The organism is Acidipila rosea (assembly GCF_004339725.1).
GTDB lineage: Bacteria > Acidobacteriota > Terriglobia > Terriglobales > Acidobacteriaceae > Acidipila > Acidipila rosea.
This window is the reverse complement of the sequence record NZ_SMGK01000002.1, coordinates 861,741-883,635: the sequence shown is the minus strand read 5'-3', so window position 1 is coordinate 883,635 and position 21,895 is coordinate 861,741. Positions and strand designations below refer to the sequence as shown.

19 protein-coding genes and 1 riboswitch are annotated in these 21,895 nt (G+C 60.5%); of the genes, 6 read left to right on the top strand and 13 right to left on the bottom strand.

Translation table 11 applies throughout. The features are described from left to right. Window positions 1–104: 104 nt before the first annotated feature. Together C7378_RS08805 and bshB1 are read left to right on the top strand one after the other, a co-directional pair. Complete coding sequence (locus tag C7378_RS08805; protein WP_131994829.1) at window positions 105–1,544, top strand: hypothetical protein; 1,440 nt, start codon at window positions 105–107, stop codon at window positions 1,542–1,544. 73 nt (window positions 1,545–1,617) lie between these two features. Continuing rightward, a complete protein-coding gene (gene bshB1 / locus C7378_RS08800) occupies window positions 1,618–2,328 on the top strand; it encodes a bacillithiol biosynthesis deacetylase BshB1 (RefSeq protein WP_131994826.1) in 711 nt (236 codons plus the stop codon). Between the two features lie 8 nt (window positions 2,329–2,336). Here bshB1 and dusB read toward each other — a convergent pair whose 3' ends face one another. Both dusB and rpmE read right to left on the bottom strand, forming a co-directional pair. After that, on the bottom strand, window positions 2,337–3,452 hold the full coding sequence (gene dusB / locus C7378_RS08795) for a tRNA dihydrouridine synthase DusB (RefSeq protein ID WP_131994823.1): 1,116 nt from the start codon (window positions 3,450–3,452) through the stop codon (window positions 2,337–2,339). 60 nt (window positions 3,453–3,512) lie between these two features. After that, window positions 3,513–3,734 (bottom strand): 50S ribosomal protein L31, encoded by a 222-nt coding sequence (gene rpmE / locus C7378_RS08790; protein ID WP_131994820.1) that lies wholly within the window; start codon window positions 3,732–3,734, stop codon window positions 3,513–3,515. A 127-nt stretch (window positions 3,735–3,861) separates the two neighbouring features. Between rpmE and C7378_RS08785 the strand changes: the two genes are divergently transcribed. Both C7378_RS08785 and C7378_RS08780 read left to right on the top strand, forming a co-directional pair. Then, window positions 3,862–4,266 (top strand): hypothetical protein, encoded by a 405-nt coding sequence (locus C7378_RS08785; RefSeq protein WP_131994817.1) that lies wholly within the window; start codon window positions 3,862–3,864, stop codon window positions 4,264–4,266. Window positions 4,267–4,331: 65 nt separating this feature from the next. Next, window positions 4,332–4,703 carry an L-rhamnose mutarotase gene (locus C7378_RS08780; RefSeq protein ID WP_243648152.1) on the top strand — a complete coding sequence of 124 codons (372 nt, stop codon included), beginning with the start codon at window positions 4,332–4,334 and terminating at the stop codon, window positions 4,701–4,703. Between the two features lie 57 nt (window positions 4,704–4,760). Here C7378_RS08780 and C7378_RS08775 read toward each other — a convergent pair whose 3' ends face one another. From C7378_RS08775 to C7378_RS08755, 5 genes are all read right to left on the bottom strand, one after another. Further along, window positions 4,761–5,591, bottom strand: coding sequence for a fumarylacetoacetate hydrolase family protein (locus C7378_RS08775; RefSeq protein ID WP_131994814.1), 831 nt, complete (start codon window positions 5,589–5,591; stop codon window positions 4,761–4,763). A 2-nt stretch (window positions 5,592–5,593) separates the two neighbouring features. Then, the gene (locus C7378_RS08770) at window positions 5,594–6,889 is read right to left on the bottom strand and encodes an L-fuconate dehydratase (RefSeq protein ID WP_131994811.1); all 1,296 of its coding nucleotides are present in this window, start codon (window positions 6,887–6,889) and stop codon (window positions 5,594–5,596) included. 74 nt (window positions 6,890–6,963) lie between these two features. Next, the gene (locus tag C7378_RS08765) at window positions 6,964–7,719 is read right to left on the bottom strand and encodes an SDR family NAD(P)-dependent oxidoreductase (protein ID WP_131994808.1); all 756 of its coding nucleotides are present in this window, start codon (window positions 7,717–7,719) and stop codon (window positions 6,964–6,966) included. A 19-nt stretch (window positions 7,720–7,738) separates the two neighbouring features. Beyond that, on the bottom strand, window positions 7,739–8,815 hold the full coding sequence (locus C7378_RS08760; protein ID WP_243648151.1) for a Gfo/Idh/MocA family protein: 1,077 nt from the start codon (window positions 8,813–8,815) through the stop codon (window positions 7,739–7,741). A gap of 10 nt (window positions 8,816–8,825) precedes the next feature. Beyond that, complete coding sequence (locus C7378_RS08755) at window positions 8,826–10,421, bottom strand: alpha-L-fucosidase (RefSeq protein WP_131994802.1); 1,596 nt, start codon at window positions 10,419–10,421, stop codon at window positions 8,826–8,828. Window positions 10,422–10,650: 229 nt separating this feature from the next. Between C7378_RS08755 and C7378_RS08750 the strand changes: the two genes are divergently transcribed. After that, the gene (locus C7378_RS08750; RefSeq protein ID WP_131994799.1) at window positions 10,651–11,439 is read left to right on the top strand and encodes an IclR family transcriptional regulator; all 789 of its coding nucleotides are present in this window, start codon (window positions 10,651–10,653) and stop codon (window positions 11,437–11,439) included. Window positions 11,440–11,459: 20 nt separating this feature from the next. Here the strand turns inward: C7378_RS08750 and C7378_RS08745 are convergent, their stop codons facing one another. Both C7378_RS08745 and C7378_RS08740 read right to left on the bottom strand, forming a co-directional pair. Then, window positions 11,460–12,470: an ATP-grasp domain-containing protein gene (locus C7378_RS08745; RefSeq protein WP_131994796.1), complete on the bottom strand. Its 1,011-nt coding sequence runs from the start codon at window positions 12,468–12,470 to the stop codon at window positions 11,460–11,462. A gap of 91 nt (window positions 12,471–12,561) precedes the next feature. Next, window positions 12,562–13,272: an esterase family protein gene (locus C7378_RS08740; RefSeq protein ID WP_131994793.1), complete on the bottom strand. Its 711-nt coding sequence runs from the start codon at window positions 13,270–13,272 to the stop codon at window positions 12,562–12,564. A gap of 30 nt (window positions 13,273–13,302) precedes the next feature. On the opposite strand from C7378_RS08740, the gene C7378_RS08735 reads away from it, so the two are divergent. Further along, on the top strand, window positions 13,303–14,148 hold the full coding sequence (locus C7378_RS08735) for an alpha/beta hydrolase (protein WP_131994791.1): 846 nt from the start codon (window positions 13,303–13,305) through the stop codon (window positions 14,146–14,148). A 21-nt stretch (window positions 14,149–14,169) separates the two neighbouring features. On the opposite strand, the gene C7378_RS08730 is transcribed toward C7378_RS08735, so the two are convergent. The 4 genes from C7378_RS08730 to C7378_RS08715 all read right to left on the bottom strand — a co-directional run bounded on the left by C7378_RS08730 (window position 14,170) and on the right by C7378_RS08715 (window position 21,833). Next, the gene (locus C7378_RS08730; protein WP_131994789.1) at window positions 14,170–16,161 is read right to left on the bottom strand and encodes a PKD domain-containing protein; all 1,992 of its coding nucleotides are present in this window, start codon (window positions 16,159–16,161) and stop codon (window positions 14,170–14,172) included. Window positions 16,162–16,248: 87 nt separating this feature from the next. Next, the gene (locus C7378_RS08725; RefSeq protein WP_131994787.1) at window positions 16,249–18,735 is read right to left on the bottom strand and encodes a TonB-dependent receptor; all 2,487 of its coding nucleotides are present in this window, start codon (window positions 18,733–18,735) and stop codon (window positions 16,249–16,251) included. A 27-nt stretch (window positions 18,736–18,762) separates the two neighbouring features. Beyond that, a riboswitch (cobalamin riboswitch) is annotated at window positions 18,763–18,952 on the bottom strand. Between the two features lie 133 nt (window positions 18,953–19,085). Further along, window positions 19,086–20,054 carry a GNAT family N-acetyltransferase gene (locus C7378_RS08720; RefSeq protein WP_131994785.1) on the bottom strand — a complete coding sequence of 323 codons (969 nt, stop codon included), beginning with the start codon at window positions 20,052–20,054 and terminating at the stop codon, window positions 19,086–19,088. 78 nt (window positions 20,055–20,132) lie between these two features. Beyond that, window positions 20,133–21,833 carry an ArnT family glycosyltransferase gene (locus C7378_RS08715; protein WP_243648150.1) on the bottom strand — a complete coding sequence of 567 codons (1,701 nt, stop codon included), beginning with the start codon at window positions 21,831–21,833 and terminating at the stop codon, window positions 20,133–20,135. Between the last annotated feature and the right edge of the window lie 62 nt (window positions 21,834–21,895).

Below are 21,895 nucleotides of genomic sequence, written 5' to 3'. Positions count from 1 at the left end.
TTTCCTCCACGCCTCTAAGCCAATCCATTGCCAGCGCCCTTTGTTATACTTGGCTTTCCTTGAGATTCCAGGTGCCGCGCAGCTTGCGGTTGAGGTTGAGGCTTTTGAAGAAAAGAAGTTTACTGCGCATCTCCTGCGTCTTTGGCGCGCTGATCTCCCTATCGTTTCTGCTTACCGCCTGCGGCAAGAATTTCTATTTCGCGAACCGCAGCTTCCCGCCAAGCGGTGTCATCAACCGCGTCCTGGTCGCGATTCAGAACCCGAGCCCGCTGCAGCGCGGCGCGCTTCAGTTTGAAGACGCCTTTTACGATATCCGCCACAGCTACGACAACAAGATTCCGATCTTCTCGATCGCCGGCTACTCCGGAGCGCTTCCTGTCACCATTCAGAACATGCCCGAGCAGCGCGTCGGAGCCGTTTACGCCGAGGGCGACGGCAGCTTCACGCTTGTTGACTATGAGGGAGAAAAGACCAGCGGCAGCATCAGCGGTCTCACCGGCCTCTCCTCCAGCATCTTCATCAGCCGCGATGAGCGCTACGTGTATGCCGCCAACCAGTCCAGCCATGTGCTGACGGTCGTCGATCAGGTCACAAAGGTCTCTTATCCCCTCAGCCTGCCCGGCGTCTTCCGCCTGTCCGTCAACCCGGGCAATACGGTTGTGCTCGCCTTCGTGCAGAACTCGAATACGATCTACAGCGTCGTGCTGCTCACCAACGCGCAGTCCCTCGCCGCACAGAATAATCCGCACTACAATCCCGGCCTGCCCGGTTCGACCGCTGCCGAGGATTGCGAGCCCCAGAACCTGCCCGTCTTCTGCGTCTTCCCGGTGAACAACGGCGGGGCAACCTTTGACAACCCGACCAAGGCAGTCTTCTCGAGCGACGGCACCACCGCCTACGTTCTCAGCTGCGGTCCTGAGTGCGGCGGCGCCACCGCGGGTATCACACCCATTCCCCTGACCAACGCCTCTCTGAATACCACCCAGAACGGCCCCAGCGGCATTGCGCTGCTCCCCGGCGCCACCCTTCCCGTGCCAGGAGGCGCGACAGACGCGCTCTCGGATGGGAACACCCTCTACGTTGCCGGACAACAGGTGCAGAAGGACGGGCTCTTCTCGGGCGTTCTGTCGCTCATTAACACGGCAAGTAACACCATCACCGGCCAGTTCTCTATCAGCGACGGCACCCACACGAAGATGGTGCTGGGGGATAACAATACCCTGTGGATCGGCTCGCAGAACTGTGAGAGCGGTGAGCGCTACAAGCTGAGCCAGAGCTCTGCGCCGGCTACTCCTTTCGGCTGCATCACCATGTTCAACACCTCGAACAACTCGGTCTTCGTAGACGCCTATAAAGGCGATGGCACCGGCATCGCGCCCGTCACCGGCCTGAACAAGACCTACACTGCCGAGGGTGGACAGATCTACATCTACAACACCACCGATGGCTCGCAGCGCGATAATTCGAACGTCACCGTGCAGGGCACTGCCTACGATGTCGCCTACATGGACGCGTCAAGCGACAACGACAACACGGACTACTAAACATGAAGCAGCGATAACTATTATCAAAGGACAATAGTTATCGCTGATGAGCTTTTTCGGGGTCATTTCCGGGATGAATTGCGACATTCTGGCCATCGCCGCGCACCGAGATGACGTCGAGCAAACCTGCGGCGGAACGCTTCTGAAGATGCGCTCCCTTGGCCAGAAGACGGCCATTCTCGACCTGACGCAAGGTGAGGCAGGTACGCGAGGCTCTGCAGCCGAGCGCGCCGCGGAAGCCGCGGAAGCCGCGAAAATACTGGGTGTTTCCTGGCGCGAGGCGCTCGATCTGCCAGACGGCTGCGTGGAGAATACCTACGAAAACCGCCTGAAAATCGTACGTGTCCTGCGCCAACTCCGCCCCCGTGTTGTGATTCTGCCCTACTGGACGGGCCGCCACCCCGACCACTACACCACCTCCACACTGGGCTACGAGGCCTGCTTTTTATCGGGATTGCGCAAGCTCGACACGGGTTCTGCGCCGCACCGGCCCTTCAAAATCCTTTACGCAAGCCTCTATGCGGATGTGCGACCCAGCTTTGTGGTGGATGTTTCCCCCTTCATCGAGCAACGGCATGCGTCACTCATGGCCTACTCATCGCAATATGCGAACCAGTCCGCAGGCAGCGGCCTGTTTGTGCCGGAAGAAGAGATTCGCGAGCGGACCTTCGCCATGGCGCGCCACTACGGCCTGCTGGGAGGAGTGCGTTATGCGGAGCCATTTGTACAGAAGGAAGTCGGGCTGGTGGATGACCTGACCATGCTGCCCGTGCAATCGATGTAAGGACTATCTCAGACGGTTGCGAGCGTCCGTTCGAGACGCGGCTCAAAGAACTGCTCAACCGCGGCAAGCACCGCATCGCCGGTCTTCGATTCATAGATCGATTTGCGCAGCGCAGCGCCGCCTGGCACGCCGTGCGTGAACCATGATGCGAACTGTTTCATCTTGCCCTGTGCTTCCGGATTGCCCTCATCGAGCAGCATCTGAAAATATCCGCGGATCATGCCGTAGCGGTCCGCCTCAGCAGGCTCATCATAGCGGCCCGTCGCGGTGTACTGCGCGATCTGGCGGAAGATCCACGGGTTCGCAGGAGCAGCACGTCCAATCATGACGGCGTCGCAGCTTGTCTGATCGATCATCGCGCAGGCATCCTCAGGGGTGCGGATGTCGCCGTTGCCGATCACCGGAATGCTGACGGCGTCCTTGACGGCTGCGATGTGCTCCCAGCGGGCCTGCCCTGAGTAGCCCTGCTCGCGGGTACGGGCGTGAAGCGCAACCGCTGCGAGGCCGCTGTCTTCGGCGAGCTTCGCGAGTGGAACGCAAATGATGTGATTGTCATTCCAGCCGAGGCGGAACTTGACGGTGAAAGGAATCGTCACGGCTGCGCGCACGGCCTTGAATATCTCTCCAATCAGCGGAAGATCGCGCAGCAGTCCGCTGCCGCCATTGCAGCTTACGACCCGCTTTGCCGGGCAGCCAAGGTTCAGATCGACGAGGTCGAAGCCGGTGTCCTGCACAATGCGGGCGGCCTCAGCGAGCGTCTGAGGGTTGGAGCCGAAGATCTGTGCGGAGATGGGGTGCTCGTCTTCGTAGAAGGTGAGGTAGCGCTTGCGCTTTGATTCGCGCATGCGCGACAGCCCGTCGGCTGAGGTGAACTCGGTCATGATGAGCCCGCAGCCGGACTGCCGGTTGCTGATCTCGTGCTCGACGGAGGCGCCTGCGGTGGCGTCCGTCGAAAAGACGCTCGCATTGCGAATGAAGCGGCGGAAGACCGTATCGGTCACCCCAGCCATGGGGGCGAGCACGGTCGCCGGCGCAACCTCAACTCCGCCAATCGAAAAAGACGCAGGAACGCGCGCGCCCAGCGGCATCGTGTGCTCCAGCGGATTGTCCCAATGCTTCTGCATGTGTCTTGAACAGCAAAGCCCTCGCGTCGCGAGGGCTTTGTCTGCATACCTGCGAGGTGCCTACTTGGCGGCGCCTTCGGGCTTGGCGTACTTGCGGCGGAAGCGCTCGATGCGGCCTGCCGTGTCTACCAGCTTCTGTTTGCCGGTGAAGAACGGGTGGCAGCTGGAGCAGATTTCCACATGGATGTCGCCCTTGTGGGTCGAACGGGTTGCGAACGTGCTGCCGCACGCGCATACAACCTTGATCTCGTTATAATTGGGATGAATACCCTGCTTTGCCATATCAGAAAAAACCCTTTCCTGCGCTTCTCCCATTGTAACCGCTGATCCGCGTTCACTGCAATGATCGTTAGTACTTCCCAAGCGGTCTTCTAAGACATACGATTGCACGACTGGAAAGCAGGGCTCTATGAATTCTCCCAATTCGCTGCTGGTTCGCTTCGTGGAACTTCTACTGGGTGTTGCAGGAGGAGTACTGGTCGCGCTGGTCTACGTGGCAGCCAGTCGGGATGGTGCAGACCCCTGGCGCTCCGTGGCCCTGGCAGCATGCGTGGCGATGCTGCTGAACGGTGGCGTCAGCTACTGGGTTCGCCGCCGCCAGCGCCTGGCGCGGATGCTGCTGCTTCGCCAGATGAAGGTGATGCTGGCCCGCTGCGGAGTGGAGGAGATGAAGCAGCATCCCGAGGTCGAAAAGCTTGTGGGCAAGCGAATGTCCGTGGCTATTCAATTCGCCAAGAATCAGATTGAAACCCTCGCCGGTGAGCCGTTGCAAAATCCTCAACGGCAGCATAACCGTCAATTGAATTCCTTATAGCGCCCTCCCGGCCCGTAGACCTGGCTGTGGCAGCCTCCTGCTCCTGACTGATACCTTGGACACCCATGGCGAACCGCACAGCGGTAGAGCCAGAGATCAGGATCGGTGAGGGCTGGATGCAAAGAGTCTGCTTTCTACTGCAGGTGAAGCGGGAACGAATGGAGGAGTATCGCGAGCGGCACAAGGCTGTGTGGCCGGAGATGCTCAACGCGCTCCGTGAGACCGGGTGGCGGAATTATTCACTGTTTCTCGGCAGGGATGGCCTGCTGGTGGGCTATCTGGAGACAGATGACTTTGACAGGGCAGTTGCAGGCATGAAGACGCACCCCGTGAATGCCCGCTGGCAGCAGGAGATGGCTCCGCTCTTTGAACAGCTGAAGGGCGCTGGCGCAGATGACGCGATGAGCGGCCTGGAAGAGGTCTTTCACCTGGACTGAATCGACGCCCGGGTGCAGTGCCCATCCCTTCTGCAGTGAAGGGATGGGCGAATCCGCTTAGACTCCGGCTACGACGGGATTGACGAGGCGGCCGAGGCCGGCTATCTCGATGGCGACCGTCTCGCCCGGCTTGAGCCAGCGCTGGGGCGTGCGGCCCAGCCCTACGCCGGCGGGGGTGCCGGTGCTGATGATGTCGCCGGGCTCAAGCGGCGTGATCGACGAGATGTAGCGGAGCAGCTCGGGAGCCTTGAAGATCAGCTCGCGGGTATTCGAGTTCTGCAGCAGTTCGCCGTCGATCTCGAGCTTGACGTCCAATGCGTGCGGATCAGCAATTTCATCTGCTGTGACAATTGCCGGGCCCATGGGCGCGAACGTGGGAAAGCTCTTGCCGAGCGTCCACTGGGACGTCGCCAGTTGCACATCGCGGGCACTGACGTCATTGAGAATCGTGTAGCCGAAGATGTGGTCGCGCCAGTTGTCCGTGATGTTCCGTCCGCCCTTGCCGATGACGATGGCAAACTCCGCTTCGTAATCAGGCTGGGTGGAGATGGAGGGCAGCTCGATAGCCTGCCCAGGGCCGATAATGCCGCAGGCCAGCTTCATAAAGACCACAGGCGTCTTGGGAATGGCCATGTTCGATTCGATGGCGTGGTCGTGGTAGTTCAGGCCGATGCCGAAGATGCGTGGCGGATTCGCGAGAGGCGCGGCGAGCTTCGCGTTTTCGATGGTGGCTGGCGCAGCGGCTGCCTTTTCGATGCCCGCTTTGCCTGCGCGGATGATGCTGAGAACATCCTCAAAGCCGAGCGAGGAGAGGTCGGCGACCTTATCTTCTTTCATCACGCCGGGGCGTGGCTTTCCATTTGTATCGAGGTAAGTTACGAATTTCATTTTTACTTCCAGACCTTTCCATCAGGGTAGCTGTAGTCGCGCAGCGTCTCCGGCTTGATCTCAATGCTATAGCCGGGCTGCTGTGGCAGCATATAGCGTCCGCGCTCGATGCGAACGGGATCGACAAAATGCTCATGCAGGTGATCGACAAACTCGGTGACGCGGTTTTCCATCGTCGTCGAGACGCAGAGATAGTCGAAGGCTGAGAGGTGCTGCACGTATTCGCAGAGGCCGACGCCGCCGGCATGCGGGCAGACCGGTACGCCGAACTTCGCAGCCATGAGAATGACGGCCAGATTTTCGCTGACACCGGCGAGGCGGCAGCTGTCGATCTGGCAGACGTCAATGGCTTCGGCCTGCAGCAGCTGCTTGAACATGACCCGGTTGTGGCAGTGCTCACCGGTGGCGATGCGGACAGGCCTGACCTCGCGCCGGATGCGGGCGTGGCCCAGGATGTCGTCGGGGCTTGTCGGCTCCTCCATCCACCAGAGGTCAACCTCAGAGAGGGAACGGGTGCGCTCGATGGCCTCATTGACGTCCCACTTCTGGTTGGCGTCGACCATGAGTTTATTATCCGGGCCGATGCACTTGCGTACGAGCCTGGCGCGGCGCAGATCATCGGCCGGGTCACCGCCGACCTTGAGCTTGAAATGCGTCCAGCCGTCAGCGAGTGCTTCGTTGCAGAGCCGGATGATCTTCTCATCGCTGAAGCCGAACCAGCCCGGCGATGTCGTATACGCGGGGTAGCCAGTGGCTGCGAGGTGCTTCAGGCGCTCTTCATAGCCGGCGCGGCGCTCGGTGAGCAGCGCGATGGCTTCCTCTCGAGTGAGCACATCGGTGATGTAGCGGAAGTCAATAGCGTCGGCAATCTGCGTCGGCGAGAGCTCCGCAAGCAGGCGCCAGAGCGGCTTGCCCTCGACGCGCGCATAGAGATCCCAGACGGCATTGATGAGTGCGGCGGCGGCGAGATGGATGACGCCCTTCTCCGGCCCGAGCCAGCGGAACTGGGTGTCGCCGACGACTTCCGCGCTGAAGGCGCCCATCTTCTCCGTTATGGAGGAGAGCGTGCGGCCAACAATGGGTTGCGCCAGATAGCGGAGGGCTTCGGCGCAGAGTTCAGTGCCGCGGCCCAGGGTAAAGGTGAGTCCATGGCCCGAGATGCCTGCGTCTGTTTCGAGAATGCAATAGGCGGCAGAGTAGTCGGGATCCTTGTTGACTGCGTCGGAGCCGATCTGTTCCCGCGAGGTGGGAAAGCGGAGGTCAATGACGCGGACGTTGGTGATCCTAATCTCTTTCAATTTTTCTCTCTCTTGATCGGCAACACGTTCCCATGCCTTTTACCTCTACTGCGGTTGGAGAACAGCCCCAGGGGTTAAACGGCAGTCAGGCCGCCGTCAATCGTAACGATCGATCCGTTGAAGAAATCTGCCTCGGGCGAGCAGAGATAGCGCACCAGGGATGCGATCTCCTCCGGCTTGCCAAGCCTGCCCATGGGCTGGCGCGCGGTGACCTCTGCGCGGACCTTTTCCTTCTCGTGCGCGTGATACTTCTCCAGGTAGCTCTCGACGAAGGGTGTGTCGACGGTGCCGGGCGCGATGCAGTTGACGCGCAGCTGCTTCGGATAGTCGGCAGCCAGTTGGCGAGTCATGGCGATGATCGCGCCCTTGCTGGTGGAGTAGGCGAAGCGGTGCTTGATGCCGACCTGGCCGGCGACCGAGCCGATGTTGACGATGCTGCCGCGGTCCTTGAGGAGCAGCGACAGAAAGGCGCGGGTGACGAGATAGACCGCCGTGACATTGACCTTCATGAGCTGCTCGAAATCTTCAAGCTCCGTGTGTTCAATGTTGCCGACATGGCCGATGCCAGCGCAGTTGACAAGGATATCGAGGGTGGCAACCTGCTTGACCGCGGCTTCAATCGATGCGGTCGAGGTCACGTCGAGATGCAGGGCAGTCGCGTTGGGGCCTGCTTCCCTGGCGAGCTGCTGCGCGCGCTCCAGGTTGAGGTCTGCAATGTAGACGTGCGCTCCTGCGCCGGCCAGCTCGCGGCAGGTCGCTGCTCCAATGCCGCTGGCGCCGCCTGTAACCAGTGCATATTTTCCTGAAAGTGAAAACGGAATTTCGCCCATAAAAGAAGTCTCCTGAATACTATATCGCGGCGCCGCCGCTTTCGCTGGACAAATACGCTGCTTCGACGACGCGCATCGTCTGAATCGCATCTTCGACGCTGGTAGGCAAATCGTTTGTCTCGCCGGTGACAAAGCTCTGCAGCGATCCCATGGAGCCGATAAATGCCTCGGGAAACCAGTTGCCGGTGGTGGGCAGCGTTTGCCACTCCGAGTCCAGCGGCGCATAGGTGAGAGTATCGGGGCGGCCGATGGGGTAGTCGAGGTTGACGCCCATGACAGCCTTCATCGCGCCCGTGGTTCCCTCCCACTGCACGTAGCTATGCTGGCTGCCCTGGAAGGTGTGGGCGTGATTGGTAGTGATGAAGACGCGCTTCCACTCGCCGTAATCCATAATGATGACGCTCTTGGTAGGAGCGAGTGCTGGAGTGCGCGGGTTGCGAACCGTCTTTGCGTAGACGCGCTCCGGCGTTCCGAACCAGGAACGGACCAGGTCGACGTAGTGAATGCTGTGGTAGAGAATCTCAAGGCGCGGGGCGGTCGCGAGGAAGCTCCACAGCTCCCACGGAGTGCGCACGCTGACCTTGACCTCCATGTCGTGCAGCTCGCCAAGTACGCCTGCGGTGGTGAGGCTGCGTGCGGCGATCATGACGGGCGCCCAGCGAAGCTGGAAGTTGACAGCTGCCGTCATGCCCTTGCTCCGGCACAGGGCGAGAATCTGCTCGGCTTCGGCGAGAGTATTGCCCATGGGCTTCTGCAGCAGCACCGCAGCGCCATCCGGCAGCTGCGGCAGAACATCCAGGAGCGCACCAGCGGGGACGGCAACATCGAAGATGCAATCGCGAGGAGCGAAGGCGACAGCTTCTGCAATGGAGGTGGTGGCGCGGGGGATATTGAAATCGGCGGCGAGCGCCTGTGACTTCTCCGAGTTCTGGTCAACCGCGACTGCAACAGGAAAGCCCGCCGCTCGATAGGCGGGCATGTGCGCGTCGCGAACAATGCCGCCCGAGCCTATGGAGACGATCGGGCGGGGATGGAGCGGCAGTTGAGGCCGGGCAGAAGCAAGCGCGGCGTGGAGTGGACTGGTCTGTTCCGTCAATGGATCAGCCTCACTTCGCCGCCGGGGTAATGCGGAAGCTGTAGGCATATTTTCCAGAGGCGCTCCGCGGCAGGTTGAGCATCAGCCCGTCCGGCTGCTGCTTCCAGGTGATATGGCTCGCGCCCCCAAGAAGGGAAACGTCCGCTACTTTGTATCCGCTGGCTGCGTTGAGAGAGTGGATCAGGAGATGGCCATTCGTGGGCCAGCCGAGGGCGATGGCGTAGAGCTTGCCCGCCTTGGTGGTGAAGCGAATGTCCTGCGGAGTGAATGGCTGCGAGGATGTGTCGTGGAACGAACCGGCAACAACCTTGGTCGGACCTTCGCCATAGGTGGTCCAGGGACGGGTGCCGTAGATGGCCTCGCCGTTGACGCTGAGCCAGTGGCCCATGTGCCGCAGGATGGACTGCGCCTGCTCGGGGATCGTGCCGTCGGGCTTCGGTCCTATATTGAGCAGGAGATTGCCGTTTTTGCTGACGATATCGACGAGCTGCCAGACAAGCGATTCGGGGGTCTTGTAGGTGTCACCTTTCACATAGCCCCAGGACTTGTTGCTGACCGAGGTGTCTGTCTGCCAGTGAACTGGGTCGATGGCGTTCTTGCCGCCGCGTTCAATATCCAGGACAGTCGTGCCGGCAGGGAAGGCATCATTCTTGCGAAAGAGCACGGGTTGCTGGCCACGGGCTGCGGCTTCGTTGTAGTAGAAGGAGGTAAAGCGCTTGAGATACGGCTGGAACTCCGGCTGCTCAACCCACCAGTCGAAATAGACCAGCTCCGGGTGATACTTCTCAACGATCTCAGCGCTGCGAGCGAGCCAGTCATTGAGGTAGATATCGCTGGGGTGCAGCACGCCCTTCTTGGTGGGGTCCTTGGCATAGTTCGCCGGGCCGTAGAAGGCTGCATACTTCGGATCCTGCACGTCGGAGGGGAACTTGCGGCCTCCGTCCATGAACCAGTAGTGCTCGGCGCGATGTGACGAGGCTCCGAAGTGGAGGCCTTCGGCGCGGATGGCGGTCGCCAGCTCGCCGATGATATCGCGGTGCGGACCCATCTCAACCGCATTCCAGTCGCTGAGCGTTGAGCCATACATCTGGAAGCCGTCGTGGTGTTCGGCGACAGGAATGACGTATCTCGCTCCCGACTCTTTGAAGAGCGCTGCCCAGGCCTTGGCGTCGAAGCTCTGCGCCTTGAATTCGGGGACGAAGTTCTTGTAGCCCCACTTCGTCTGCGGGCCGTAGGTGGCGACCTCGTGCTTGAACTCAGGAGTGCCCTGCAGATACATCAGGCGCGGGTACCACTCGCTGCCGAAAGCGGGCACTGAATAGACGCCCCAATGGATGAAGATGCCGAACTTTGCATCCTGATACCAGGTGGGAATCTTGTAGGTTTTCAGCGAATTCCAGTCAGGCTTGAACGGGCCCGACTGTGCGGTCTTGTCGACCCCGGCGAGGATGGCTGAACGTCGCGCGTCGAACTTGCTGACAGACTTCTGCCAGATCAGATCATCCTGCGTGGGCTGCTGCGAATAGGCGGAAAGTGAACAGCCGGCCAGGATAGCCGCGGTAACTATGGCGATCGAACTTGATTTGACTGAACGTAGGGAAATCATCAGCAACGCTCCTCCGGAAAATCACCACGCACGAAAGTGCGGGCGCTCTACACAGCATGAAATGTACTGGTCAAAGATACAGATTGACAAGCGAATGACGGTTTTTAGGTGTGAAAATAAACAGATGGCAATCTGATCGCAATCTGCTCGCAAGCTTGAGCCTAACCTATAACGATAGTTTGCCGAGTTCCCCGTCAAAGCAGGATAGAATGAGGTTTCTTTGGACGTTATGGATCGCGAACGAGTGAAGCCTCAGAAAAAACTCTATCCCACGCCGGCGCTCGAAAAAGGGCTGGACATCCTTGAACTCTTCGCCCGCGAGCCAGGCGGGTTGACGAAAAGCGATGTGGCTCGAAGGCTGGGCCGCACGGTTTCGGAGATCTTCAGGATGCTGCTGTGCCTGGAAGAGCGTGGATATATTTCCCAATCCGAAGGCGACGATCGCTTTCGCCTGACACTACGCCTCTTTCGCATGGCGCTGGAGTATCCACCGGCAAAGCGGCTGGCGAGTGAGGCCATCCCTGTCATGCAGGAGGTCGCGCATGAGATCCGGCAGTCCTGCCATCTGGGCGTGCTTGAAGGTGGGCAGGTGGTGATCCTGTCCCAGGTTGACTCACCGGTCAGCCCACACTTCTACGTGAAAGCAGGTTCGATCGTGGACCCCACCCACTCCGCGACGGGGCATGCGATTCTTGCCTATCTGCCGGAGGAGAGCCGCGCGCACGCCCTGGCGCTATGGCAGAACAAGGCGGGGCAGCGGCTGCCCAAGGATCTCGAAAAACATCTGGCCAAAATCAGAGCTCAGGGCTATGAGGAACGGGTCAGCTATGAGATCCGGGGCATCACAGATCTCAGCTTTCCCATCTTCGATGAATATGGGGCAGCGGTGGCGGGACTGACGGTTCCATGCCTGGCCCGGATAGGCCAGCCAATGAACATGGCAAGCGTGCGTGAGGTGCTGCGCAACGCCAGCATGCGGCTCACAGAGAAGATAGGCGGAGTTCCTCCGGCGAAGTAAGGGCTGAGAAACTCCAGCCCTCAGTCGGTCTTCTTTTGCTGCTTGACGGACGGCTTCTTCCTGGAAACCTTCTTTTTTGCGGGAGCCTTTGCAGGTGTGCTGCCGCCGAGAAATTCGCTCCAGCGAAAGAGCGGCGCTGCCTTTGGGCCCGCCTGGGCTTTCTTGACGGCCAGCTCTGCGACTGCTCCTACAATCCACTCGAAGTTTGCCGCGCCTACGGAGTGCAGATCTGCGTCCGGAGCAGGGTTCATGAAGTCGATGGCGTAAGGAATGCCGTCCTGCACGGCGAACTCAACGGTATTCAAGTCATAGCCGAGCGCGCGGCAGAGGGTGATCGCGTCCTTCTCGACGCGCTTGAGCAATTTCTTGTCATACGCCGGCGGGTCAAGCAGGTAGCGCTCATGATATGGCCGGCGCGGATCGTAGGGCATGATGTGGACCCGCTGCTGGCCGACGACATAGCAGCGGAAGTACTCATTGAAGTGAACGGCGCGCTGCAGCGTCATGCAGAGATCGCGGCTCTGGTCATAGGCGTGGAAGAAATCATCAGGACTGTGAACGTGATAGACATCGCGCCAGCCGCCGCCGTCGACCGGCTTGAGGAATGCAGGAAAGCCGATGTAGTTGAAGACGGCATCCCAGTCGAGCGGATACTGCAGGTTGCGCATGGAGCGGTCGGTGGTGCCGGCCGGATAGCACTTATGCGGCAGGATGACGGTGGGAGGGACGGCTACGCCGAGCCTGGCCGCGAGCGAGTAGTTGAAGAATTTGTCATCGGCAGACCACCAGAAGGGATTGTTGATGATGGTCGTTCCATTGAGCGCGGCATGCTTGAGGAAGGCGCGGTAGAAGGGAATATCGTGCGAGATGCGATCGACGATAACGGCGTACTCAGGCGGCTGGTCAAGCGCAACTGCGCCGACCTGCACGAATTCAGCAGAGATGCCGTCGAGATTCATGGAGTTGATGCGCTCGACCAGCGCTCCTGGGAAGGTATTCTCCATGCCAAACAGCACGCCGATTTTCTTCATCTTCGCCACCTTTCATGTCGCGGACTCATGGCCACCTTAGCCGAGAAGGGAGGAAATCGCAATGGAGGGATGAGTAGGCCAGCCTGAAGCTTTAGAGGTAAAGCTGCATCATCCGCTGCCAGGTTGGCCAGTCGTGGCTGTTCCATGTGTCCCAGGTGTAAAACTGGTGCGGAATGCCCTTGCTGCCCAGGATGTGCGCGAGGTGCTGGTTCTGGCCCAGGCAGTGGTCGTCCCATCCGCTGCAGAGCAGATAGGTTCCGCGGCGGTAGTGGTCAAAGTACCAGGGATCGGAGAGGCTCGGCAGATAGTGAGGCGGGGTGTTCAGATAGACGTCCTGATCGTAGTAGCCGTGCAGGAAGCGCGTGAGGTCAAAGGCGCCGCTCATCGAAAGGAAGCCGGTGAAGAGGTCAGGATGACGCAGGGCAATGTTGACCGCGTGATAGCCGCCGAAGCTGCAGCCGATGGTGATCCGCTGCGGAGCCGGATTTCTGAGGCGCATCAGGGGCGCCACTTCGTCAACAATGTAGGCCTGGTACTGCGCCTGGCGAGCGATGCGCCAGCGTGGCGGAACACTGCGGTTATACCAGCTCTCAGCGTCCACGCTGTCCACGCAGTAGAGCTGGATTTCGCCGTTGTCAATTTTGTTGGCGATGCAGCCGACCATGCCGCGGTCTTCAAACTCATAGAAGCGGCCCTGCGAGCTGGTGAAGACGACAGCCGGAACGCCTGCGTGGCCGAAGATAAGCAACTCCATATCGCGACCGAGCGAGGGCGACCACCACTTGTGATATTCGCGGTTCATAGGGTGCTCACGATGCTGCTAATGTAACAAATGGGAGCCAGTCTGAGAGTTAGGGAAGACATTTCACAGGCAGCCACAGCAGAGGCGAGTGGTGGGGCCCGGCTGCTGATCCATCGGCAGTTTCACAGCCGCTTTCTGCCCGACGATCGTGACATCACGGTCTACCTGCCGCCAGGCTATGAAGAAGAAGCGCCGCGCCGCTACCCGGTGCTCTACATGCATGACGGGCAGAACCTCTTCGATCCGCGCACGTCCTTTGTACCGGGGCGGACCTGGCAGGTGCATACGACTGCCGATGCGCTGATCGAAGCGGGAGAAGTGGAGCCGCTCATCATCGTCGGCGTCGCAAATACGGGCGAGCGAAGGCTGGCCGAGTACACGCATATTCGTGATGGAAAAATGGGCGGGGGCGAAGCCGACAAGTATGGCAAGCTGCTTATGCAGGAGCTGCTGCCTTTTATCCATGCGAACTATCGCACGCTGACCGGCCCGCAGAATACGGGACTCGGCGGCTCATCGCTGGGCGGCCTGGTGAGTCTCTACCTGGGGCTCAAATACACGGCGGTGTACGGACGGCTGGCGGTGCATTCACCGTCTCTCTGGTGGAACCACGAAAATATTCTGGCATTCGTCGACGACCGGCACAGGATGGCACGTCCACGCATCTGGCTCGATGTGGGCGATGCGGAAGGCAAGCGGACGCTCGCCGATGCAGATCGCCTCGACCGCAGGCTACGCGCCAAAGGCTGGCGCACCGGGATTGATCTGCACTACGAGCGGGTCGAAGGCGGAACGCACGATGAAGCCGCATGGGCTGAACGCGTAGGGCCGATGCTGCGGTTCCTCTTTCCTGCAACCGGGGCTGATCGCAAGTAAGCCTTCGAGGGGATCACGCCTTCAGGGAAGAGCGGCTGCGGCAACTTTCTGCATGGGCAGCGCTGGCCCCTCCCAGTAGAGAGCCGAGCCGGACGCTCCTGAAATCTCGATGCGGTGGAGGCCGCGCCGCAGCTGCAGGCTTCCACTGGCCGGTTGCACGGCGTATCCGGGCGTGCCGCAGACCAGGGGCTTGGGCGCGGGACTGTGTGTGATTGTTCGCCCGTCCACCTTCAGTTCGGCCTGGCCGGCGGTCATCAGCGTAAAGGTATAGCCTCCGTCGGCAGGCACTTCGAGGTTGCCGGCATCGAGCGCCGGAAGAGCTGTGCCTCCGACGATCACTGGATGCGCTGCCCATGACTCGCGGCCCTTTGCATCGATAACGTGAAGCAGGACACGAAAGCTTCCTGAGTTGTCGAGCAGCGTGCCCCTTGCATCCGGGAAGCGATGTTGCACTACGGGTCCGGTAGCCTGTGAGCCATCGCCGAAGAGCCAGTGATAGATTGTGCCGTCACCATGAGGCGCTGCACGGAAGGTCACCGCCTGGTGCGGACGCAGCAGCCCCGGCGTGTAGGTGAATTGCGGGGATGAATCCGGAGGGTCGGCCATCGCAGCATCGTTCGCACTCATGGAGTAAGCAGGGGGCTGCGCACCTGCCTCGATCCGCAGCGGAAGAGCAGCACGGCTGGTGATGGGCTGTCCGGCAATCTCGACATTGCTGAGAGTCACATCTTGTACGTCACCCGAGAGCGTTGAAGGCGCCATCGAGGGCGAGCCGAGCGCCCAGATATCTTCAAGCTTGATGTCACGGACTGCCGGCCACTTCTGATCGATCTGCAGCAGGGAGTACCAGTCTTCCAGCCGGATATTCTGCAGGCGATAGTTGGAGTGGCTGCCCCAGCCGCCCTGGTCCGACCATAGCTCAAAGAGTGCGAAGGGAACCTTGCAGCTTCCATAACCCATGTGCAGCACATCAACGTTCCGCATCAGGAAGTTGTGACTGTTGAAGTGCTGCAGCGGCCAGCTGACGCGGACGATATTCGAGACGCTGGTGGAGACGACATCGTTTTCAATGGTGATGTTGTTGACATCGTCGCCGGGCGTGGTGTGCGTCACTCCGCTGTAGAAGTCGTTGTCGCCCTCGATGGCAAACACGTCGTCGGCTGCGCGAATGAAACTGTTGCGGACTGAGGTGTCACCGCCGCCGCGCCAGTCCATTCCATCCTGATTGGCGTCACTTGTGCTGCCGCCAATGACCTTCACATTGTTGAAGCCGACGTGATGGGAATTCCACATCTGGATCATCCAGGTGCGGCTGCGAACCACTACCGTTATGCCGTCAATCTCGACGTTGCGAGCGTGATCCAGGAGGATGCCATGCCAGTCGGGCTTGTGCATCCAGCCCTGATCGTCCAGCGGGTTCTGCGGGCCGTCGTAGATGAGGACCCCGCGCCCGTAGACATGCACATTCTCAACCTGCCACAGGTTGAGCGCACCGTAGATCACAGCACCCGGAGCGAGATAAACATTCTGGCCGGAGTGCGGGGTGATGCTCTGGCGATAGGTGCCTGGCTTGAAGAAGAGCGTATCTGGATCGGTGGCCAGAGGCGGCTTCGCCTCTGGAGGATTCGCAAACAGGAAGAGCATCTCCGCTCCGGCGAAGTGGTCGCCGGGCCGTGAGATAGACAACTTCGCAGGCCCATGGAGGGTGAAGCTGATGGTGCGTCCTCTGCGTTGAGCGCGGAGCCCGAGAGACCACGGCGCGATCTCAACGCCGCGCTGCCAGTAGTTGGCGTCGGGAGCGGTGATCACTATTTTCGTGCTGTCTGCTGCGGCAAAGTTCAGGAAGTAGTAGTTGGCCGCGGCGTGGATGAACCAGGTCCGATGCCCGTTGACCGTGACGCGAAACCTGCTGGAGCGCACTGCGGGAGGAGTGGGATAGATGGCAGTCTGTGCTGGAGCAGCGGCAGCAAACAATGCGAGGAAAAAGAGCAGGCAGGCGTTGAGCTTCCGCAAATCTTCGATGACTCCCTTGAGAAGGGAATATATCAGGGGAGCCCACGCCTCACCTATGCGAGACGTGGGCTCATGATGCGGACGGAGCTATTGCCGCGAGTGGCCGAGGGTGAGACGCAGACCCATGCGGAAGTTGAAGGGCAGCGAGGGATAGCCGATGGGGCCGATGTGCTGGCTGCTGAGGATATTGTCTGCCTGTGCATAGACGCCGAGCCACTTGTTCGCCTGAAAGGTGCCCCCGGCGTCGAGCTTGGCATACGCGCTGTCGAGGTTGCGGTTGGGCAGCAGCAGCGAGTTGCCGAAGTTGGCGTCGCTGCCGCCGAGGTAGGTCGAGTCGTCACTGCGGCTCACGAAGGCTGCATCGAAAACGGCGGTGAAGGGGCCCCCGGTATAACTCGCGTCGAAGAAGCCTGTGTGCGGTGGACGCCTGAAGGGACGGGCTCCGCGCAGAGGCGAGTAAACGCCGATGGGGATATTGGCGAAGGGTGCGGAAGTGTTATAGGTCGGGCTCTCTGCATCGGAGGAAAACGAGCGCTGCACGACGGAGTCGAGATAGGTGTAGCCGCCGCGCAGATAGATATTGCGGCGGACGCCGTAATCGACTTCGCTTTCAAAGCCCTGCGCGCGGAAGGAGAGCGAGTTGAGGGTGAGGGAGTAGGCGCTTTCGCTCTGCAGGAAAGCCTCAAGCGAGGCCTGCTGCGCCGGTGTCAGCTGGGGTAGCAGCTGCGGGACAATCGCCGCGCCTACTGACTCGATCTGATTGCCGAACTCGTTGTGGAAGTAAGTCACGCGCAGGAGCACGCGCTCGCTGAAGAGGTTCTGCTCGACCCCGCCATCGTAGCTGCGCGAGAGATCCGCACCGATAGGCGTCACTCCGTATTGTTGAATGGCAGCTTGTCCGCCATTCTGCTGCAGAAAGGTGTAGAGCGAGCCGAACTGATCGGAGAGGGTTGGCTCTTTGTAACCCTTGGCGAAGTTGAAGTTGATCTTTGTGCCCTTGAACTTGCCGCTGCCGGGGCGCACTACGTAGTAGGACAGCCCGATGTGCGGCGCGCCGACTGTGCCGAAGAGCTGATTCTTCTCTACGCCGCCGCCGAGGGAATAATAGATGCGGTTGCGGAAGTCGCCCTGCAGCTGACCCATGTAGTCATAGTTGGTGCGTTCGAGGGTCTCATTGATTCCGTAGGCCGCTTCACGCTCCGCTCCGCGTTCGTCTTCATAGCGGAAACCTGCAATGGCGGTGACGTGGGGCGTGATCTGATAGTCCGTCTGCGCGTAAAGCTGATCGCGGTTCGAGACGAGGTTGAGATTCGTCGGGTAGGTGCCGAAGTAATTGATAATCGCGTTACCGCTTACAGAGTATCCGTTGGCGCCTCTGATGGTGACAAAGTCGCCCAGATAGACACCGGCAGAGAGATCAGGGATGCCGGTCGGAGACCACTGGATCGACTCCTCGCGTTTGCGTCCGAGACCGTAGCGGACGAGGCCATGCCAGCGGTAGGAGAACTTGTGATCGATAGTGCCGGAGAGGAAAAGATCCTGATCGGACTGCTTGGCGTCATTGGCGATGCCGTAGAACTGGATAGCCCCTGGCAGGCCGGTCGCGAGGTCAGTGTTGCGAGCGGTTACGCGGAACTGGGTGGCTGCCGTGGGCGACCAGCCGATGTTCGCAGTCGAGGTGATGGCGTGGTACTCGTCGGAAGGGAGCGAGTTCTTCGTCTGCAGATCGGCGAAGGCCGCGTAGTAGTCGAGCTTGCTGTGCGTGCCGCCGAGTTGAACCTCGTTGCGGTAGGTGCCGAAATTGCCTCCATCGCCCTCATAGAAAAGCGACGGAAAAGATGTGCTGCCGCGCGGGGTGGTGAAGCTGACCACACCCGCGGCCGCGTCAGAGCCGTAGAGGACACTGTTGGGGCCGCGGTAGGCTTCGACATCGCTGATGCCGGTCGAGGTGAGCGTGGAGAGATCGAAGCGGCCGCCGATGTCCTCCATGGGCACGCCGTCGAGTACGACCGCATTCGCATCGGAGTTGCCGCCGCGGATGAAGATCGAGGCAAGGCCGCCGCGTTGGCCGGTCTGCACGATGTTGATGCCGGGCACCTGGCGCATGGGATCAACCATGTCGGCGCGATTTTGAAAGCTGGACTTGTTGATGCCTGTGATGGAGGCGCTGACCTGCGCCTGCGGCAGCGGAGTGCCGGTTGCGGTTACGACGACGGACTGGCGCACCCACTCCGGCTCGAGGACAACATCCTGTTGGACATCATCGAGCGTGCCGCCATAGAAGCTGTGTGTGCTGAGCTGACGGAAGGAATGGCCCGAGGCGAGGATAAAGAATCGTCCCGTAGCCGCGCTGGTGATCTGGTAGCTGCCGTCCTGGCCGCTGCGTGCGTTCATGACGACCTTGCCGTTCTGCACAAGGGCCAGAATCGCTCCGGGAACAGGCCGGCCAAGGGGGTCAGTGACGGTGCCGTGGACGACCACAGCGCGCAAGGTGGGCGAGAGCAGAGCGCTCGCGGCGACGAGGATGAGGCTGCGCGCGGCAAGACGGCGCAGCGACTGCAAGAGAATCGACATGGTTCCTCCCGTTCCCCTCGGAACGTGGGTTAGAGCGGCTCGAAGACCGGTCTCCTGACTTGTGCGAGGCCGCCTTCCCGGAGCAGGCTCCAGTGGCGTTGCTGGCCATTGCCAGCCGCGTACCTTCAACTACCAGACGCGCGGCGGCGCACTTACAGTTGCGGGGCAGTGGCGGATTTTCACCGCCTTCCCGAGCATCGTCGAGCATTATGGGTTGACCGCAGATGGCCTGATGTGGGTGACATCCACGGCTGACGCTGAAAAATTTGAGTAGCCGAAAATTCTTTATAGCCGGATTGGAAGGCAGAGTCAAAAGGCGGCCGCCTGGAATTACCTCCCGGCGGCTGTTGCTACTGCTCCCACATCATGGCGTCAAAGGAGTGCATTTCATGGAAGCCGAGCCGTTGATAGAGACGCACGGCGAGTGTATTGGCTTCAGTCACCGTGAGCGTGAGGCCCCGGAATCGGCGACTGGCGAGGTTGTGCGCCGTGGATTGCAGCATCAGGCTGCCCAGCCCCAGGCCGCGATGGCTTCGGGCGACGCACAGCTGGGTGACGTGGCCGACCTCATCGCGGACGCGTGAACAGAGCAGCACGCCGGCCATCTCCTCGCGGTTGCGGTCGATGATGACCCGCGAGGACGCTGCGTCAAAGTAGCCGCAGCCCGGGAAGCGGACGATGTTATGCAGAAAGCGCAGCGAGCCGCCGACGGAGCGGTACTGGTCGTTGATGATGCTGTCGAGATGCCCGGTGTAGGCGTCAGCGATGAGGCGGCCGGTGGGCGCAAAGTCTTCATCGCGCCAGGTGCGCATTTCAAACCCGGCGGCTAAGGGCGGCGCGGCAGCAGCCCGGCTGATTTTCAGGTCGAGGTTCAGAAAGAGCCGTTTGTAGAGCTCGAAGCCCGCCTTCAAAAAGACATCGGCGTGAGCCTCATGGGGGTGCAGCAGCAGCTGCGATTCAATACGGGTGGTGCCCGGCGTGTTCTGGAGCAGTTCAATCAGCCGCTCGAGGAGCTGCGACTCGACCTGCGTAGTGGTTAGATCGCGCTGGCGAGGCTTGAGGGCAAAGACGTCGCCGATGATCGCCTTGTGATCTTCATAGACACAGAAGACATAGCCGGCCACCCGGCCACCCTCGACGGCGACATAGCCTGGCAATACGCGGGAATCGAGATAGTGCAGCAACAGGTCGGCGGAGGATCGGTAATCCCAGCGCAGACGCTCGCTCCACAGCCGGCTCTCCTCTTCGAGCACAGGCCGCAGGCTGCTCGCGGGGAAGTGGCGCAGATCGAGGATTTCGAGTTGGAGTGCAGAGCTCAAGTAGTCTCAGGTTAGCAGGCTGTTGATCAACATCAAGAGAATCAGAAGCACAATCGAGCAGTTGGTAGTAAGGCCGGCCTACTTTGCAGCGTCTACCGAATAGACAACCAGATCCTGGGCCGGATAAGTAAAGACCGGGTTGTAGGTTCGCCCTTTGAGTAATGGACGCAGGTCGTCGATATAAGACTCACGAACTACCAGAATGTGCTGCTGCTGCGGCACTCCGTCATGATCGTAGTTGTCTACCTTGTTGTTGCGATAGAAGGAAAGTCCGTACTCGACATCGCGGCGAACCCTGAAGACGGCAACGGGTTCATTGGGGCTGCTTTCCACCCGTTTGATGGTGTCGGCCAGCGGGCGCGAGGAGTAGGTCAGGTCGAGCAGTTTAAGGGTGCGCTTGGAGCCGGGAATGCTGCCGATGCCAAGCACCGGCCCGACGCCGAAGACAAACAGCAGCAGGATGATCATCGGCACCATCGTCGCAATACGCAGACGGGTGACACCGAAGCGGGCAACTGTAATAAGAATGAGGATGATGGCAGCGAAACCTGTCATAGCCGCGGCAAGCAGCGCGTTGACCGGCGGCAGGCCGTGCGGATGAACAATATGCACCGGCAGCAGCAGCACGAAGGCGGTCATGATCCCGGTCAGCACGGCATGCGCGATGAGCAGCCAGGGGCGAAGTCCCTGCTCCCGGATGCGATTGAGATAGTCGCCACAAAGAATGGTGAGCGGCGGCACAGCCGGCAGAATGTAGCCGGGCAGTTTCGAGTCGGAAAGGGAAAAGAAAAGGACGGGAATCAACGCCCACAGCACGAGGAACTCAGGGAAGGCATCCCCTGCGCGGGTGTGGCCGATGTAGTGAAACTTCGCTCCGCGTGCTTTCCACTCTGCGATGGAGCCGCGCACGGCATCAGCAAAGGCGGCAACGGCGATCACCGCCCACGGCGTGAGCGCCAGCAGCATGATCGGCAGGTAGTACCAGAAGGCGTGCGAGTGGTGATAGCGGTCTGTGGCGAAGCGCTCCAGATTGTGCTGCAGGAAGAAGACCCGCAGGAAGTTTGGATTCCGCCGCTGCACGGCGATATACCAGGGCAGCACCATCGCCAGATAAAGCGCAATACCGGGCCACCAGACGGTGCGCCGCAGCAGAGACCACTCCCGCCGGAGCGCTATGAACGCAAGAAGGATGATGAGGGCCAGGAATGGCGCGACCGGGCCCTTGGCGAGCGTTGCCGCGCCAACAAAAAAGTAGAGGTCGAAGAGCCAGAACTTGCTGCCGGTTTCGTACCACGCGTACCAGCCGAGCATGCCGATGCAGAGCGGTGCGGCGAGCTGCATGTCCGTCGAGGCGCCGCGCGCAAAGGCGAGAATGCCGGCAGCGGAGGCGGTCATGAGCGCCGCATCGAGCTGGCCGCCCGGGCGGAAACGGCGGATATGCAGGAAGATGAGCGTGACCAGCACAAAGGCGAAGCTTGCCGAGGGCAGGCGCGCGGACCAGTCGTGGATGCCGAACTCCCTGAAGGAGAACATCGCCCGCCAATAATAGAGGGCCGGTTTCTCGAGCCACGGCTTACCGTAGAGGATCGGCGTAATGTAGTCGTGCCGCGTGAGCATCTCGCGCGCTACCTGCGCATAGCGAGGCTCGTCCGCGCCGACCAGTCCCAGGCCATCGCCGCCGAAGATGGGCACCAGGCCATAAAAAAGAAAAAAAGCAGTGAAACCAAAGAGGGTCAGGGCTTCGACCGTTCCCCCAAGAAAGGGAAACCGGGCAAGCAAAAGTTCCCATGCACGGTTCCGTCCGCTGGTTCTAAAAGGTTTCTCCACAGTTCTCAGTGTTC

What these genes read in the sequence shown, in the direction of transcription:
- bshB1 (WP_131994826.1), top strand. Translation starts at nt 1,618, where the DNA reads ATGAATTGCGACATTCTGGCCATCGCCGCGCACCGAGATGACGTCGAG.
- dusB (WP_131994823.1), bottom strand. Translation starts at nt 3,452, where the DNA reads ATGCAGAAGCATTGGGACAATCCGCTGGAGCACACGATGCCGCTGGGC.
- rpmE (WP_131994820.1), bottom strand. Translation starts at nt 3,734, where the DNA reads ATGGCAAAGCAGGGTATTCATCCCAATTATAACGAGATCAAGGTTGTA.
- C7378_RS08785 (WP_131994817.1), top strand. Translation starts at nt 3,862, where the DNA reads ATGAATTCTCCCAATTCGCTGCTGGTTCGCTTCGTGGAACTTCTACTG.
- C7378_RS08780 (WP_243648152.1), top strand. Translation starts at nt 4,332, where the DNA reads ATGGCGAACCGCACAGCGGTAGAGCCAGAGATCAGGATCGGTGAGGGC.
- C7378_RS08775 (WP_131994814.1), bottom strand. Translation starts at nt 5,591, where the DNA reads ATGAAATTCGTAACTTACCTCGATACAAATGGAAAGCCACGCCCCGGC.
- C7378_RS08765 (WP_131994808.1), bottom strand. Translation starts at nt 7,719, where the DNA reads ATGGGCGAAATTCCGTTTTCACTTTCAGGAAAATATGCACTGGTTACA.
- C7378_RS08755 (WP_131994802.1), bottom strand. Translation starts at nt 10,421, where the DNA reads ATGATTTCCCTACGTTCAGTCAAATCAAGTTCGATCGCCATAGTTACC.
- C7378_RS08750 (WP_131994799.1), top strand. Translation starts at nt 10,651, where the DNA reads ATGGATCGCGAACGAGTGAAGCCTCAGAAAAAACTCTATCCCACGCCG.
- C7378_RS08745 (WP_131994796.1), bottom strand. Translation starts at nt 12,470, where the DNA reads ATGAAGAAAATCGGCGTGCTGTTTGGCATGGAGAATACCTTCCCAGGA.
- C7378_RS08740 (WP_131994793.1), bottom strand. Translation starts at nt 13,272, where the DNA reads ATGAACCGCGAATATCACAAGTGGTGGTCGCCCTCGCTCGGTCGCGAT.
- C7378_RS08735 (WP_131994791.1), top strand. Translation starts at nt 13,303, where the DNA reads ATGGGAGCCAGTCTGAGAGTTAGGGAAGACATTTCACAGGCAGCCACA.
- C7378_RS08725 (WP_131994787.1), bottom strand. Translation starts at nt 18,735, where the DNA reads ATGTCGATTCTCTTGCAGTCGCTGCGCCGTCTTGCCGCGCGCAGCCTC.